The sequence below is a fragment of the Luteibacter anthropi genome (assembly GCF_011759365.1).
In the GTDB taxonomy this organism is placed as follows: Bacteria; Pseudomonadota; Gammaproteobacteria; order Xanthomonadales; family Rhodanobacteraceae; genus Luteibacter; species Luteibacter anthropi.
In genome coordinates, this window is sequence record NZ_JAARLZ010000011.1 from 56,623 (window position 1) to 71,576 (window position 14,954).

General features: G+C 62.5%; 12 protein-coding genes and 1 tRNA gene. 5 read left to right on the top strand and 8 right to left on the bottom strand.

The window, feature by feature from the left end; translation table 11 throughout:
- Positions 1-335: 335 nt before the first annotated feature.
- The 6 genes from HBF25_RS17885 to HBF25_RS17910 form a co-directional block, all read right to left on the bottom strand.
- A complete protein-coding gene (locus HBF25_RS17885; RefSeq protein ID WP_166951021.1) occupies positions 336-2,153 on the bottom strand; it encodes an SLC13 family permease in 1,818 nt (605 codons plus the stop codon).
- Between the two features lie 642 nt (positions 2,154-2,795).
- Entirely contained in the window at positions 2,796-4,514 is a 1,719-nt protein-coding gene (poxB, locus tag HBF25_RS17890; protein ID WP_208392667.1) for a ubiquinone-dependent pyruvate dehydrogenase, read from the bottom strand.
- Between the two features lie 63 nt (positions 4,515-4,577).
- Positions 4,578-5,291, bottom strand: a complete 714-nt coding sequence (gene trmB / locus HBF25_RS17895) for a tRNA (guanosine(46)-N7)-methyltransferase TrmB (RefSeq protein ID WP_166950837.1) — start codon at positions 5,289-5,291, stop codon at positions 4,578-4,580.
- A 2-nt stretch (positions 5,292-5,293) separates the two neighbouring features.
- The gene (locus HBF25_RS17900) at positions 5,294-6,094 is read right to left on the bottom strand and encodes a thiazole synthase (protein ID WP_166950838.1); all 801 of its coding nucleotides are present in this window, start codon (positions 6,092-6,094) and stop codon (positions 5,294-5,296) included.
- 33 nt (positions 6,095-6,127) lie between these two features.
- Positions 6,128-6,328, bottom strand: coding sequence for a sulfur carrier protein ThiS (thiS, locus tag HBF25_RS17905; protein WP_166950840.1), 201 nt, complete (start codon positions 6,326-6,328; stop codon positions 6,128-6,130).
- A gap of 42 nt (positions 6,329-6,370) precedes the next feature.
- Positions 6,371-7,042, bottom strand: coding sequence for a hypothetical protein (locus tag HBF25_RS17910; RefSeq protein WP_166950841.1), 672 nt, complete (start codon positions 7,040-7,042; stop codon positions 6,371-6,373).
- A gap of 134 nt (positions 7,043-7,176) precedes the next feature.
- Between HBF25_RS17910 and HBF25_RS17915 the strand changes: the two genes are divergently transcribed.
- The 3 genes from HBF25_RS17915 (at position 7,177) to HBF25_RS17925 (ending at position 9,284) form a co-directional block, all read left to right on the top strand.
- Positions 7,177-7,250, top strand: a tRNA-Gly gene (locus tag HBF25_RS17915).
- A 93-nt stretch (positions 7,251-7,343) separates the two neighbouring features.
- Positions 7,344-8,279 (top strand): sce7726 family protein, encoded by a 936-nt coding sequence (locus HBF25_RS17920; protein ID WP_208392660.1) that lies wholly within the window; start codon positions 7,344-7,346, stop codon positions 8,277-8,279.
- Between the two features lie 51 nt (positions 8,280-8,330).
- Complete coding sequence (locus HBF25_RS17925; protein WP_166950842.1) at positions 8,331-9,284, top strand: sce7725 family protein; 954 nt, start codon at positions 8,331-8,333, stop codon at positions 9,282-9,284.
- 650 nt (positions 9,285-9,934) lie between these two features.
- On the opposite strand, the gene HBF25_RS17930 is transcribed toward HBF25_RS17925, so the two are convergent.
- A complete protein-coding gene (locus tag HBF25_RS17930; protein WP_166950843.1) occupies positions 9,935-11,263 on the bottom strand; it encodes a peptidoglycan-binding domain-containing protein in 1,329 nt (442 codons plus the stop codon).
- 29 nt (positions 11,264-11,292) lie between these two features.
- Positions 11,293-12,102 (bottom strand): DUF4189 domain-containing protein, encoded by an 810-nt coding sequence (locus HBF25_RS17935; RefSeq protein WP_166950844.1) that lies wholly within the window; start codon positions 12,100-12,102, stop codon positions 11,293-11,295.
- A 781-nt stretch (positions 12,103-12,883) separates the two neighbouring features.
- Between HBF25_RS17935 and HBF25_RS17940 the strand changes: the two genes are divergently transcribed.
- Both HBF25_RS17940 and HBF25_RS17945 read left to right on the top strand, forming a co-directional pair.
- Entirely contained in the window at positions 12,884-13,171 is a 288-nt protein-coding gene (locus HBF25_RS17940) for a S1 domain-containing protein (protein ID WP_166950845.1), read from the top strand.
- A 241-nt stretch (positions 13,172-13,412) separates the two neighbouring features.
- Positions 13,413-14,807, top strand: a complete 1,395-nt coding sequence (locus tag HBF25_RS17945; protein ID WP_166950847.1) for a DNA-3-methyladenine glycosylase 2 — start codon at positions 13,413-13,415, stop codon at positions 14,805-14,807.
- Positions 14,808-14,954: the final 147 nt, after the last annotated feature.

A 14,954-nucleotide genomic window follows, 5' to 3' on the forward strand; every position in this document is an offset into this window, starting at 1 on the left:
CACTGCTCTTGTAGGAGCGCGCCTCGCGCGCGACCGGGCGTGACGGTACCCACAGGTCGCGCGCAGGCGCGCTCCTACAGGGAGGCTGCACTGCTCTTGTAGGAGCGCGCCTCGCGCGCGACCGGGCGTGACGGTACCCCAGGTCGCGCGCAGGCGCGCTCCTACAGGGGGCTGCACTGCTCTTGTAGGAGCGCGCCTCGCGCGCGACCGGACGTGACGGTAACCCCAGGTCGCGCGCAGGCGCGCTCCTACAGGGGGCTGCGCTGCTCTTGTAGGAGCGCGCCTTGCGCGCGACCGGATGTGACGGTAACCCCAGTTCGCACGCAGAAAGCGAATCAGCGGTACATCAGGTTGATGGTCACCAGGGTGATGGCCAGCACCAGGATCGTGAGCGGCAACCCCACCCGCAGGAAATCCTTCGACCGATACCCACCCGGGCCGGCCACCATCATCAACGCCGGGTGCCCGGACGGCAGCAGGAACGTATTCGACGACGATACGGCCACGATCAGTGCATATGCCGACGGATTGCCGCCCGTACTCACCGCGACGCTGATGGCGATGGGCACCATCATCACCGTGGCGCCCACGTTGGACATCACCTGCGAGAACATCAGCGTGAGCACCGCAATGCACAGCTGCAAGGTCCACTGCGGCGCACCGCCGAGGATCGCTAGCACCTGCTGCGCCAGCCACGAAGCCGTGCCCGTGGAATCCATCGACCAGCCCAGCGGAATAAGACACGCCGTGACAAAGATGGTCTTCCAGTTGATGGCCTTGTAGGCCTCATCCATGTTCAGCACGCCCGTGAGCAGCATGCCCACGGCGCCGGTCATCATCGCCACCGACAGATCAAGATGGGTGAACAGCGCCAGGCACTTCGCCAACACGAAGAACCCCACCGCCTGCCAGATCTTGCCGGGGCGCTGTTCTTCCTTGGGGATATCCGTGACCACGACGATGTCGCGGTCTTCCTCGGCCAGCATCAGGTCGCGCCACTTGCTGTGCAGCACCACCGTATCGCCCGCCCGCAGGCTCACGGCGCGCACATCCTCGCGGAACACCTCGTCGCCACGGTTCACCGCCAGCACCGAAATGCCGAAGCGCTTGCGCAGGCGCAGCTCCCCCACCGTCTGCTTGATGAAGCGCGACGTGGGCGGAATCACGGCCTCGGAAATACCCGCCCGCGTGGGATTGAACTGGTCGCCCAGCTGGCGCATGCGCATGGACACACGGCACAGCTGGTTATTGGCAAACGCGTTGATGGCATCGCGCGGCGCCAGCACGCCCAGCACCGTGCCCACCCAGATCATCTGGTCGGACGGCGGCGCCACGCGGCTTTCGTTGCCGTTTTTCAGGGCCAGGATCAGCGGCGCGCCATGCAACTGCTCGACCTCGCCGATGCTCATGCCCACCAGCGGGCTCTCGGCCGTGACGGTCAGTTCGGCCGTTTCGCCGGCGATGCCGTAGGTATCGGCGAAGTAGCTCTCCGTACGGCCCGGGGTGACCTTGAGCCGCTCGTCCTCGCGCTCGGGCAGCAGCTTGCGCGTGAACAGCCAGAAGAAGGCCACGCCCAGCACCGCCAGCACGAGGCCCACCGGAGTCACGCTGAACAGGCCGAATTTGGGGATCGTATGCGCGCCCGGCGGCAGGTTGCTGTTGGCGCTGGCGATGAGGTCGTTCAGCACGATCAGCGGCGAGTTCGCGATGAGCGTGGTGTTGGTGGCCGTGAGGATGCAGAAGGCCATGGGCAGCAGCAGCCGCGACAGCGGCACGCCCGTGCGGGCCGACAGGCGACTGGTGACCGGAATCATCAGCGCCGCCAGCGCCTGGCTGGGAATCACGGCGCTGAACAGGCTGGTGACGCTGTTCACCACCACGCCCAGGCGCGATTCCATGCCGCGCGCCATGCGCATCACGAAGGACGCCGTAAGGTTGAGCACGCCGGCGCGGTCGAGGCCGGCGCCCATGATCATGATCGCGATGATCGCGATGACGGCGTTACCCGCGAAGCCGTTGAACACTTGGTCGCCGGGGATCAGGCCGGTAAGGCCGATCGTGACCACGACGAGCAGGGCGACCATGTCCGCCCGGATCCACTCCAGAACGAGCATGAGCATGGTGAAGCCCACCAGGCCCAGCACGAGGATCATTTCAGGAGTGAGGGTGAGTGCCACTAGCCGGCTGTCCGGACCCGTCGGTTAGAGCGTGCCACGGCATCGGATGCCGGGCTGCGAAGGATGTCGCAGGAGTATACGCAATAGGGGTGGCTCGGGGCTGAAGACGAGGCCGCATTTCCTGTTGCGATGAGTAGGTGAGCTTCGGCTACCCCTCTTCATCCACTCCACGACCCGTCGCTCCTGCGAAAGCAGGAGCCCAGCGCGGTGCGTGTGGGCAGGGCGAAGAGCCGGATCGACGCTCTCGCGACAACCGGTTACCGAGGCGCTGGATTCCTGCGTTCGCAGGAATGACGGGTAGGTGATCCCTCTTCACCACCCCACGACCCGTCGCTCCTGCGAAAGCAGGAGCCCAGCGCGGTGAGTGCGGCCAGGGCGAAGAGCCGGATCGACGCTCTCGCGACAACCGACCACCGAGGCGCTGGATTCCTGCGTTCGCAGGAATGACGGGTAGGTGATCCCTCTTCATCCACCCCACGATCCGTCGCTCCTGCGAAAGCAGGAGCCCAGCGCGGTGAGTGGGGGCAGAGCGAAGAGCCGAATCGACGCTCTCGCGCCAACCGGTTACCGAGGCGCTGGATTCCTGCGTTCGCAGGAATGACGGGGTAGGTGGGTTTCTTAGCGGCTCAGGTTGCTCAGGGCCAGGTCCACGATGGAATCGCCGCGGCCGCTCATTACGGCCTTCAAGGCATACAGGCTGAAGCCCTTCACCTGGCCTGCGGTGATCTTCGGTGGCATCGACAGCTCCATGCGGTTACTCACTACATCGAGTAGTGCAGGCCCCTCATGAGCCAGGATCTCCGCAATGGCCGAAGGCAGCTCGGAAGCCTGGGTCACCCGTCGCCCATGAATCCCCATCGCATTGGCCATGGCCGCGAAATCCGGATTCTTCAACTCGACACCGGTCTCGATCAGCCCCGCCGTCTTCATCTCCATCTCCACGAACCCCAGCGTGCCATTGTTGAGCACGATCACCTTCACCGGCAGCTTCTCCTGCGCCAGCGTGATGAAGTCACCCATCAACATCGTGAAGCCGCCATCGCCCGAGAGCGACACCACCTGCCGCTCCGGAAACGCCGCCTGGGCACCCAGCGCCTGCGGCAAGGCATTGGCCATCGACCCATGCACGAAGGACCCCAGCAAGCGCCGCTTGCCATTCATCGCCAGATAGCGCGCCGCCCACACGGTAGGCGTGCCCACATCGCAGGTGAAGATCGCATCGTCCTCGGCCAGCTCGCTCACCAGCCGCGTCACCTGCTGCGGATGGATCAGCTCATGCCCCGGCTCGATGCGAGCCAGTTCGTCCAGATCTGCACGCGCGCGCTGGTAGTGGGCAAGGCAGCGATCCAGATGACCACTGACCCGCTTGGGCTCGATCCGCGGCAACAACGCTCGCAAGGTCTCGCCCACATCGCCCACCACACCCAGATCCACCCGGCAGCGCCGGCCGATGTTTTCCGGCCGGATATCCACCTGCGCGATGCGCGCATCCTCCGGATAGAACTGCCGATACGGAAAATCCGTGCCCAGCATCAGCAAGGTGTCGCAGTCTTCCATCGCGTAGTAGCCCGAGCTGAAGCCGATCAGCCCCGTCATGCCCACGTCGAACGGGTTGTCGTACTCCACGAATTCCTTGCCGCCCAGCGCATGCACGATGGGCGACTTCAGCGCATCGGCCAGCGCGATCAGGTCCGCATGCGCACCTGCCGTGCCACGACCGCAGAGCAGGGTGACGCGCTTGCCCGCATTGAGCAGGGCCGCCAGGGCATCCAGCTCGCGTTCGGCCGGCACCACCTTGGGCGACGGCGGCAGCAGACCTGCGGCCGGCGTGACGCTCTTCACCGGCGAGCGCCGTGTAGCCACATCGCCCGGAATCACCACCACGGCCACGCCGCGCTGCCCCACCGCCGCGCGAATAGCGGCTTCGAACACCTGTGGCATCTGCGAGGCGTCGGACACCATCTCGCAATACACGCTGCACTCGCGGAACAGCTCCGTGGGATGCGTTTCCTGGAAATAACCGCTGCCGATCTCCGCACTGGGAATATGCGCGGCAATGGCGAGCACGGGCGCGCGCGACCGATGGCAGTCGAACAGGCCGTTGATGAGATGCAGGTTGCCGGGGCCGCAGCTGCCCGCGCACACGGCGAGCTGGCCGGTGAGCTGCGCCTCACCGCCAGCGGCGAAGGCCGCGGCTTCCTCATGGCGTACATGGACCCAGTCGATATGCTGGCGCTGGCGCAGCGACTCGGTGATGGCGTTGAGGCTGTCGCCAACCACGCCGTAGATACGGCGGACGCCGGCCTCTTCGAGGGTTTCGGCGATCAGGTCGGCCAGGGTGGAAATGGACATCGGCGGGGACTCCGTAGGCACGAAGCCCCCTTTATGCCGGTATCGCGGTCAAGGGGCCGTCGTCGCCCCGTGCCATTCGTAGAGAAAATCCCACACGCCATGGCCCAGGCGCATGCCACGGCGCTCGAAGTGCGTCTCGATGCGCCACACCGGCCGCTCGGCCGACTGGCCCGGGCCCACGCGGTTGCGCCAGCCTTCGGCGGCTTCCATCACCTCGCGCATGTGCTCAGCGTAGGGCTCCCAGTCGGTAGCCAGATGCAGCAGGCCACCCGGCGCCATCCGCGAGGCAAGCAGGGCCACGAAGGCCGGCTGCACGAGACGACGCTTGTTGTGACGCTTCTTGTGCCACGGGTCGGGAAACCAGATGCGCGCCTCGGACAGGCTGCCCGGGGCGATCTCGTTCTCCAGCACTTCCACGGCATCGTGCTTGTAGATGCGCACGTTGCTCGCATCACGCTCGGCCAGCCCGTTCATCAGGCGACCGACACCCGGACCGTGCACTTCCACGCCGATGTAATCGCGGTCGAGGTCATGCTCGGAGGCCCAGGCCAGCGCCTCGCCATTACCAAAGCCGATTTCCAGCACGCGCGGCGCCTGACGACCGAAGGTGGCGTCGAGGTCGCGTGCGTTGCCCGTGTAATCGAGCCCGAAACGCGCCCAATGGTCGTCGAACGCGCGCTGCTGCGCGGGCGTCATGCGGCCTTCGCGCAGCACGAAGCTGCGGATGCGGCGCTGGAACGGCTGGTCTTCGTCGTGCGTCATGTTCAACCGACCAGCCCGTCCACGGGGCTCGACGCCGAGGCAAAGCGCTTGCGCGGAATGCGACCGGCGCGGAACGCCGCGCGGCCCGCTTCCACGGCCAGCTTCATCGCATGGGCCATCAGCACGGGATCCTTCGCGCCAGCGATGGCGGTGTTCATCAGCACGCCGTCGCAGCCCAGCTCCATGGCGATGGCCGCATCGGAAGCCGTGCCCACGCCCGCATCGACGATGACCGGCACCTTGGCGTTCTCGACGATCTCAAGCAGGTTGTAGCGGTTCTGGATGCCCAGGCCCGAGCCGATGGGCGCGGCCAGCGGCATGATCGCGGCGCAGCCGATCTCTTCCAGGCGACGAGCCAGGATCGGGTCGTCGGAGGTGTAGACCATGACGTCGAAGCCATCGGCCACCAGCTTCTCGGCGGCGGTGAGGGTTTGCACCACGTCGGGATAGAGCGTGCGCTCGTCGCCCAGCACTTCCAGCTTCACCAGGTTGTGGCCGTCGAGCAGCTCACGGGCGAGGCGGCAGGTGCGCACGGCGTCGTCGGCGGTGTAGCAGCCGGCGGTGTTCGGCAGCAGCGTGAAGTGGCTGGGCGGCAGGGCGTCGAGCAGGTTCGGCTGGCTGGCGTCCTGGCCGACGTTCACGCGGCGAATGGCCAGGGTGACGATCTGCGCGCCAGCGGCATCCGTGGCGCGACGGGTCTCGTCGAAATCCTTGTACTTGCCGGTGCCGGTAAGCAGGCGGGAATGGAAGGTGCGGCCGGCGACCGTCAGCAGGTCGTCACCAGCGGGGGAGAAGTGGTTCATGCGGGGATCTTCCGTCGGGGGAGAGCGGAGGCGTCAGCCGCCGCCGATGGCGTGGACGATTTCCACCTTGTCGCCATCGGCGAGCAGGTGTGTCGCGTGCTCGCTACGGGGCACGATGTCGAGATTCACCTCCACCGCGACCCGCTTGCCGGCATAGCCGGCCGATTCGAGCAGGGACGTCACGGAGGTACCGGGCGCGCACTCGCGCGCTTCGCCGTTAAGGGTGATGTGCATCCGCCGATTGTAGCGGAGCCGCCCGTCAGCCGGGGCCGACCGTCAGTGGCTGTAACCCCGCCAGCCCGCCTGACGCAGGGGGATGCCGGTACCGGGCTGGGGGCCCGTGCCGACGCCGGTGCCCGGCTGGGGACCGCGCTGGTTGGTGACGCCCGTGCCGGGCTGCGGAGGCGGCTGGTTCCAGCCGTTGCCTCCGTCGTTGCCGTTCCAGCGGCCGTGGTGACCTGTGTCGGGCGGCGGCTGCGGCGCCAGTTTCACTCCGGCGCCCGACGCGCCACCGGCACCGCCGCTACTGCCGGCGGCCAGCGAGGTCGAATTGCCACGCGGCGGCGGCCGGTCGTGCCCGTCGCCGGGATAACCGTGATCGTGCCGGTTGCGATCGCCATCGCGACCCCGGCGGTCGCGGTCGTCGTTCCAGCCGTAGCCCGGTGGATAGGCGCCACCGTAGGCATAGCCACCGTCGTTGTAGCCATCGTTGCGCGGGTCGGGAGCGGGCTGGGGCTGCGGGACGGGCGTGCCGGCGTAGAAGTGCGGCACCGCGGGCAGGGTACTCACCGTCTCCCGTCGTTCCGGCACGGCCGAAGGGCCGGAGATATAGCTGACGCCCGGCTTGGGCATGTCGGCCGTGGAGACGGTACGCGACTGGGCGGCGGCCGGGCCACACACGCCCAGCACCAACCCCGCGACGATGGAAAGCGACAGCACCCGATGCATGACCGGACCTCGTAAGGATTCCCTGGGGCGATTATGCGCCGGCGTCGGGCGGGTGGCGTGAGCGGGGGCTCACAGGTTCAGGCGGCTGCCACCTTTCGCTGGTTGGCGGTGTCGTATTAACATCCGGGTTCGATGCGGGTGTAGCTCAATGGTAGAGCTGTAGCTTCCCAAGCTACTGACGAGGGTTCGATTCCCTTCACCCGCTCCAGTTTTCCTCTTCTGTTCTAATTAAGTGGTTAGGGCAAAACGAGGAGCTGGGGCATGAGCGAAGCGCGAGGCTAGCTCAAATTCTGGATCGGACATGGCGCTCCGAAATTGCATTGAGCCACGACTGGTGAAGGGTTGGGGCTTAGGTGACAATGCCGCGATGATCACCGAAAGAGCCAATGCGGCGATACCACACGTTCAATGGCGGGAGATTGCGCAAGCATTCACGCGCCCGACTTTGGCCGAGGTGGCGCAGCGTGGATGCGCTGCAGGGGTTCGCGGTCGCCTTCAGGCTGCGGGACTACCAGTACCCGATGGCCTTTCCCTCGCCCAGGTGTTGGACCAAGCGTTGAACGGGCTTCGCCAGCACTACCGGTGCGAATACGTGTACAAATCGACCATTACTAACCGGATCGTGTTCGGTCGACACAGTCCGCGTACGGCGAGCTTGCACGTAGAGTTGCCGGTGGGCCGATCTATCGTGGATTTAGCGGTTTATAACGGGCACTCCACCGCTTACGAAATCAAGACTGAACTGGACAGCCACCGTCGTCTAGTCAGCCAGACGCCTGATTATCTGCGTGCCTTCGAGCGCGTGATCGTCGTCACCCACCCTCAGTTGATTGAGCGCTATCTCACGGTGCTGGATGAGCGCGTCGGCGTAATGACCCTATCTGCCAGCGGTTCCCTGACCGAGGTACGCGCGCCCTTTGCCGATACGGACCGGTTGGATCCTTCGGTGCTTTTTCGATTGCTGAGAAGTGCGGAGTACCGCGCGGCGTTGGAAGCGCACTTCGGTCCGCAGCCTAAACTGGCCAATGGGCGTCAGTTTCAGCACTTCTTCCACCTATGGCAAACGTTGCCGGTTGCCGAAGCACACCGCATTACTAAGGAAGCGCTCCGCGCTCGGACGACGGACCAGGACACCGTGGCGTGGGTGCGCCAGTTGCCCGCCAGTTGGCGTGTTCTGGGCTACGCGACGCCGTTGTCTGGGGTGCAACGACAGCGGCTCTTGAAGGCGTTGTCTTGAATCGATAGTCTCGGGTAATACGGCGCAGGGGGCGCTAGTCAGGAAGACACCATGTATCTACCGTATTTGTATGGGCGCCAGTATGAACTGCTGGCTGTGCGCATGATGTTGGAAGATGAGCGTGATCGAGGTGGCCTTCTGCCATTGATTGAGCCGCTCATGGCGCGCTCGAGCGATTTGCTTCGATGTATTGCGTTGTGTGCCGATGCGGATCAGTCGCTTGCCGTGGTGGTGAATCCGGATAAGCACCAGTTGAAGACGGAGCAAGCGCAAGCGGAATGGTGGGAGGAAGTCGGGCCCATTATCGATTCGACGCCGTCTATAGTTCCGACCTTGGTTTGCCGATGGGATGACCCTCGCCCATCGATTGCCGCCTTTTTGCAGCAGTTTCCGGGACGCTCGGTGGCCGTAGTCTACCCAGGGCGGCGGCTGACGGGGGTGGATATGCAATGGCTTTCCCGGCAGCAGCAGATTCAGTGGCACGTCGTAGCTGTCGACAAAGTGCCTCAGGCACGATGGCAGCAATTACCACGCGAGAAGGTGGTTGCACTGCACGACTGCTTCGTCAAGCTGGACCGGAATGCTGACTACTCAGGGACGGAGTTTTTCACCGGCCATCACCACGGTGTGCCCGAACAGATCGCTGGGGTCGCCGATTACTTGTGCGTGGGCAGTCAATTCAAAGACGGTGGAGCAACGCCGCATGCAGTGGCGATCCACGCAACCTATGTCGAGCCCGAAGACCGCGACGTGTGGGTCGAGCATTTTGTGTCCACGGATATCACCAAAGACAAGGGCGATGTTGCCAGTAAATTTGTGGACGCGGCGCGCAAATTGAATCGCGCCGTGAGAGCTCGGCCGAATGAATTCGGCGACAACGCTGCTTTGCGTGAGTTCGCGCGCTTGGCGCGTGCATCGGCATTCCCAGGTCTGCCGACAAATAAAAAACTTCAGATGGTTCACCATATGTGCCTCATGATGGACGTACTTGAGGGGCGCATGTAGCGAGGCTGATGAGCGTGCGGTTTGTACTCCTTAGAGTTGGCTGCGACGACGGTCAGTCTGAGAGGGTCTATTATGAGATTGGCGGTTCGTGCGATGAGCGTCGCAGAGAAAGTAAATGAATAAGAAATGTTGATAGTTACGCCGTTGAGCTAGCCTGGATGGCGGGATCAACTACACATAATGTAGCTCGAGTTTCCCTCCGGAGCATGCGGCCAGTCAGCCCTTGATCTTGGGGCGGGGAGATATGGAAAGATTGAAATCACTGAGTCATTGTTCGAATAGAAGCTTGCACGTTTCAACGTACATTGAATGAGGTGCAGTGCACCGCTTGTGTATATAGTGAGATGCTGGACCTGGCTTTCTATCCGTTGTTTCACTTCGACCATTTGCTTAGGCTCACACAGTTCATTCGTCCGCACGATGGAAAGCGTATTCGTCCGGCCAAGGCGCAGTCGCTAGCGATGCGAAGGCGCTTTCTTCGTCGCCATGTGCTGGATGGTTTGTCAGCGGTACTGGGCATAGGGGCTCTTGCGCTTGGTGTTGTCCCGCGTTCTTGAAGGGCAGTTCGACTTGGCTTAAATCGCATCGGGCACGGAATACACCGATAATGGTGGCTACATGCTGGCCTGGTTGGCGTAACTGGTTCCGGCTTATCTACTCAGAGAAGATCCTTGCTGGGTCAGCTGCTGCATGGCGTCATGCTGCATGGACTGTTGCTGGGTTTGTGCTTGTTGCTGGTTCTGAACATTCGCTTGGAGGTGCTCGGCTGCTTCTTGGCTGCTCTGCTGAAGCGGTGTTTGAATAGCCTTCATGACATCGACCTCCGTGTACTGCTTGAACGGGGACGTCAGATCTCCCTGGACCGCCCAGCTTCTACTGGCGTCATCCGATAGGATCACATGATCGATCCGCTTGAATCCCGAGGCTGTGGCTGCCGAGGTCAGGGCGCCAGCGAACATCTGGGTATGGGCTCCTGGGCCTTGTCCTCGCTCAGCATCTATACGAGATACACATTGAAAGGCCTGCTCGTAAATGCCATGGGCAGGATGATGAGTGTCGAGTAACGATGGTGCGCTCGCCTTCGTTTCCGCGGCCAGCGGACTCTGGACTTGGGCTTCCGATTTTGCCTTCGCAATGGAGGCAAGGGTTGCTGGCCCCGCCACTCCATCGACATGGAGTCCGTGAGCGGACTGGAATGCCTCGACTGCTTCCTTGGTCTTCGGACCAAAATGCTGATCCGAACGAATGGAAGACCCATCATGTGCTCGGATATTCAGGGTTGCGAGGTCTTCCTGAAGGCGGCCTACTGCCTCACCTTTATCTCCCTGGCGGTGAACATTGGAGGCTGCACTCGTTTCCTTGCGGACATGGTTGGATGGTAAGGCAGAGGCATGCAGCGCCTCCCTGAGCTGATCGTCGGTAAGCGGGTCGGTATGCTGTGTCGTTCCAGCTTTCCAGTGTTCCGCTCTTGCTATGCCGTCGAGAAGCGCATTCTTTTCATCGATCGTCATATCTCTGACTATCTTGCCGCGGAGATCGAAGCCCTCTGCATCGGCTGTCGCATAGATAGTCGCCACCTGATTCGTGTGATGGGTCTTACCCGAATAGTCTGCCTTGGAATAGCCTTTTACCAGCTCCTCGACGGTATGATCACCATGGCTATCCGTCACCAGCTTCTTCTGCGCCTGCCGGCCAGCTTCATAGGATTCGAAGACCGCATTGCCCCACTGATCGAGGTCTACAACACCTTTGTATCGCCTTTGCGCATCGTCCAGTGCCTCGTCCTTTCCTCGTTTCGACTGGACGCTTTTATCTGCACTACCATGGAACTCGAATTTGAGGTTGCCCGGATTGTTGTTTCGCCACGCGACGGTTCCTTCCCGGGCGGTGGTCCATGTGCCGTCATCCATTTCATAGACTCGCGTCATGCCCTGTGTGGCGACAAGTCGGCTGATCTTCTTATTCGATACAACGTCCATATTCTCTCCAGGTTATTACCTAAGCAATTTCATATGCCCTTGCTGCAATCCGTGCGGACTTCCTTGCACGCATTGCCACCCCCTGACTGGCAAGCGGCTATGGCCCGCGCAGCCGCTCCCTTTTCATCGTCTGTATCGGAAACGGATCCTCCATACGAACGGCCTGCTGCGTCCTTTACCAGCGAGATGCAGCCGTCACCCTGTTGAACGAGGACAGTACAATCGTCCTTCATGCATTCGCCTTTGAGTGACTCCCACACAGCCTGTTCATTGGGGCTGCGGTGGATAAAGGAAAATTTTCCCGTGTTCTTGTTGACGACAATGGTATTGAGGAAGACGGGGATGGACCATCGGGCATCCATGTCCTTCGCCAAGCCAGAGGGCGGGAGGCGGAGGTCCTCTTTGCGCTCGTCTTCGCGTCCGGCAACGACCGTATTTCGTGTCGCACTGGTGACGTGCCATACACCATTCTGACGATTGAGGTCGATGATGGTGGACGACGGCTTCTCGCCACTATCGAACTGGTCAATATGGATATGACCCTGGGTGACCTTCACATGCCTGGGGCGGAAAGGATCGTCATGGAATTGACTGCACAAAGAGCAGGCAATGAGCTTGTCGCTAGTGAAGTCCTGTTGAAAAACGCCATTCTTTTTGCCGAAGGCAATCAGGGTGCGATAGCGACTCCCTGCTTTGTCCGTGTTCCCTTCAAAAATGGCTACTGCATCGGCATCGGGCTGGTCGCCGCTTGATACGAATGCGATAAGGCGGCTGCCTTTAGGCGTCGCAGAGTTAACTTCCGCAGGTGCCGTCGCGTTCGAGGCGGCGAAGGTCAGCATGGGCCAAATCAGGAGCGCGGCAAGAGCCAAGGTGGAGGTCCGTGGCATGGCATCTCATTCCGATGGGAGTGGCTAAAGGATAGCCCAGATGCGGGAGCCTCCGTGGCGCCGTATATCACATGAAAACGAGGGCGCGGCTTCAGCAGTTTTTACTTTTTTGCCGAAATGGTGGCAATTCTTCCGGCGGTGTTGCGAAGCTATACACGCCGTCGTGCATCCGAGAAAAAACACAACGATCAGTTGCAAATCTCTCGCACACCTACAGACATTACAGAATCAATCTGATACGTTTCATCTCGTTGCCTGTGGATCGGATGCGAAGAAGAAGCACAGGCAACCACGCTCACCCTATGGGTGATAAGCGCAGCCGCCCGGGTGCTAGAACACCCGAACGGCCACTTCCTCAACCTTACACAAGAAGGCTGAAGCAATGTCGAAGTCTACGTCATTCCCGTGTCCACCGCTTGGACGCGGCATTCCCCCTGACGACCATCGCCCGGCCCGGAGTCCTTCCGGACGCAGCTGACGCGCCTCGGCGCTCCGGCGATCTCCTGCTTGTGTTTGCCTTGCCGTTGCCATCCGGCGCGTTGCCGTGTGGGCGGATGGGGTCGCCTGATGCCGATTCACTGCGCTGAGCCGGTCGCTTCCCGATAGGGGAGGCACGGGAGCCAGCGCTTGTCACCCGAGCGATGAGGGGTGCGTCGAGAGGCGTACTCCGGGGTGTGGCACGGCTGCAAACGTGCCACACCTCGGGTCCGGGCGCCCCCGGGGAGATATCTCAATGAATATACCGAACGACCTGGGTCGGCTGGGGGAGGGCAGTTATGTCCTCGATCCGCAGGCTGGCCTGGATGCCCTGTTGGACGATTCAGCCGAATGGCTTGCGTATGCGGAAGGCATCAATGAAGTGCTTGCCGAGTGTTTTGTCGATCTGGATGTGCCGAATCGCCGGCATCTGATTCGGTTGCTGGGTGCGAGTACATTGTTGACGCGTATGAGCGAGCAATGTGTGGCGCAGGCGAAGGTGAGGCTTATATGGGATGCGCAGGTTGCATTGGGGGCGCAGTGATGCAGGTCATTGTGGTTGTGGTGTTTGGAGGTGCTTTTTTGCCTGCCATGAACGACATCGTCCCCTTGTAGGAGCGCGCCTTGCGCGCGACCGGTTCAGCGCGAAAACCGGTCGCGCGCAGGCGCGCTCCTACAGGGCTTTCGAATACCGGGTATGTCGCGACTATTGCGTCGGGCTGTGGCGCGCGTAGTGTATGGGGCTGTTTACGCCTTTTCCCGCGACTATGACCACGGAACACACCATGCACTGGGACCGAAAGGCCGCCCGCAAGGGCGACCTCGATGGCCAATTCCTCATGGGTTCGCTTTCGGCGGGCACATACAATCTGCCATCCTGCACCGTGCCCATGCGTCGCAAGGATGATCTGGTGACCTTCGCCTCGGAGGCGCAGGCCAAGGCTGCCGGCCTCAAGGCCTGCAAGGTGTGCAAGCCGGATCGCTACTACGCGACGCACGGCAACGGGCTCGGCGAATACCACCAACTCGCCGCACTTCTGGCGCGGAGGCCGGCATCTGTCGTGAATGGCGCGGCCCTGGCCGAAGTGATCGGAGCCACGCCTGAGCGACTGGAAGTGCTGGTGGGCGATCATGCGCATCTGACCGCCGCCGAATGGCTGGATCGCGAACGCTCGCGGTTCGCGGCACGAGCGCTCATTGGCGCAGGTACTTCCGTGTCGGCAGCAGGCACCGCCGCGGGCTTCGCTGATGAAGCGGTTTACAAAAGTGTGTTCAGCGCACACATGGCCATGTCTCCGCAGGACTACCGCAAGCTTGGGAGCAAGCAGGGATTCACAATCCAGTTGCCGGCGGACTACCAGACCGCCTATGTATTGGCCTACCAGGGACGTGACCCGGAAGGGATCGCCGAGCGCAGCGACGACAGCCGGGTGTGGAAAGCGCTGTCGACTCCCGATGGCCCGGTGGTGATGGAAATTCATCTACAGCGCGGCGCGGCCAGAATCACGGTAGAAGGCAAGCGGCCGGTAGGGCCGGAAAGCATGGCCAAGCTGCACCGTGATGCACTCAAGATCCTCGGCCTGGGCACGGACATCAGCCGGTTCGAGGCCGCCCATCCCGAGTTGGTGGGCATGCGCCGCGGCCTGCGTGTCACCCTCATACCCAGTGCGTTCGATGCGCTGGCGTGGGCCATCATGGGTCAGCAGATCAACGTGAGTTTCGCGGGTAGCCTGCGACGCGATCTCATCTTGCTGGCAGGGGAAAAAGTCGGCGACATGTATGTCCATCCCACGCCGGAACGCGTGGCCGGGCTGGATGCGTCCGACCTGACGAGCCGCCGATTTTCCCGCTCCAAGACAAAGTATCTACTGGACGTCGCCCAATCCATTGCAGCCGGCGAGCTGGACATCGAAGGTCTCGTCGATGGATCGGCGGTGTATGCGGAAGCCGCACTCACGGCCCAGCACGGCGTCGGCGTCTGGACCGCGCGGTATGTCTTGATGCGTACGGGATTCGGCGATGCGGCACCGGTAGGGGATAGCGGTCTGGCAACGGCCCTGCATCGGCTGCATCAGATGCCAGAACGCCCGGATGCCACCGGCACCGCCCGCTTGATGGCCCGGTATTCGCCGTGGCGAAGCCTGGCGAGCATGCACTTGTGGGCATCCCTGAGCGCGTAGTTCGGCCAGCGGGTAGGCCGTGCCCATGGTTCACCCCGGACAACATCGCCGTGATGCGAAGAGACTTCGACAATCCGGGCATGTCCCGGGCACGGCCGAACCGATCGACGACGGCGGTCAGCGGCGCAATCAGCCGCCCGGCCGTGG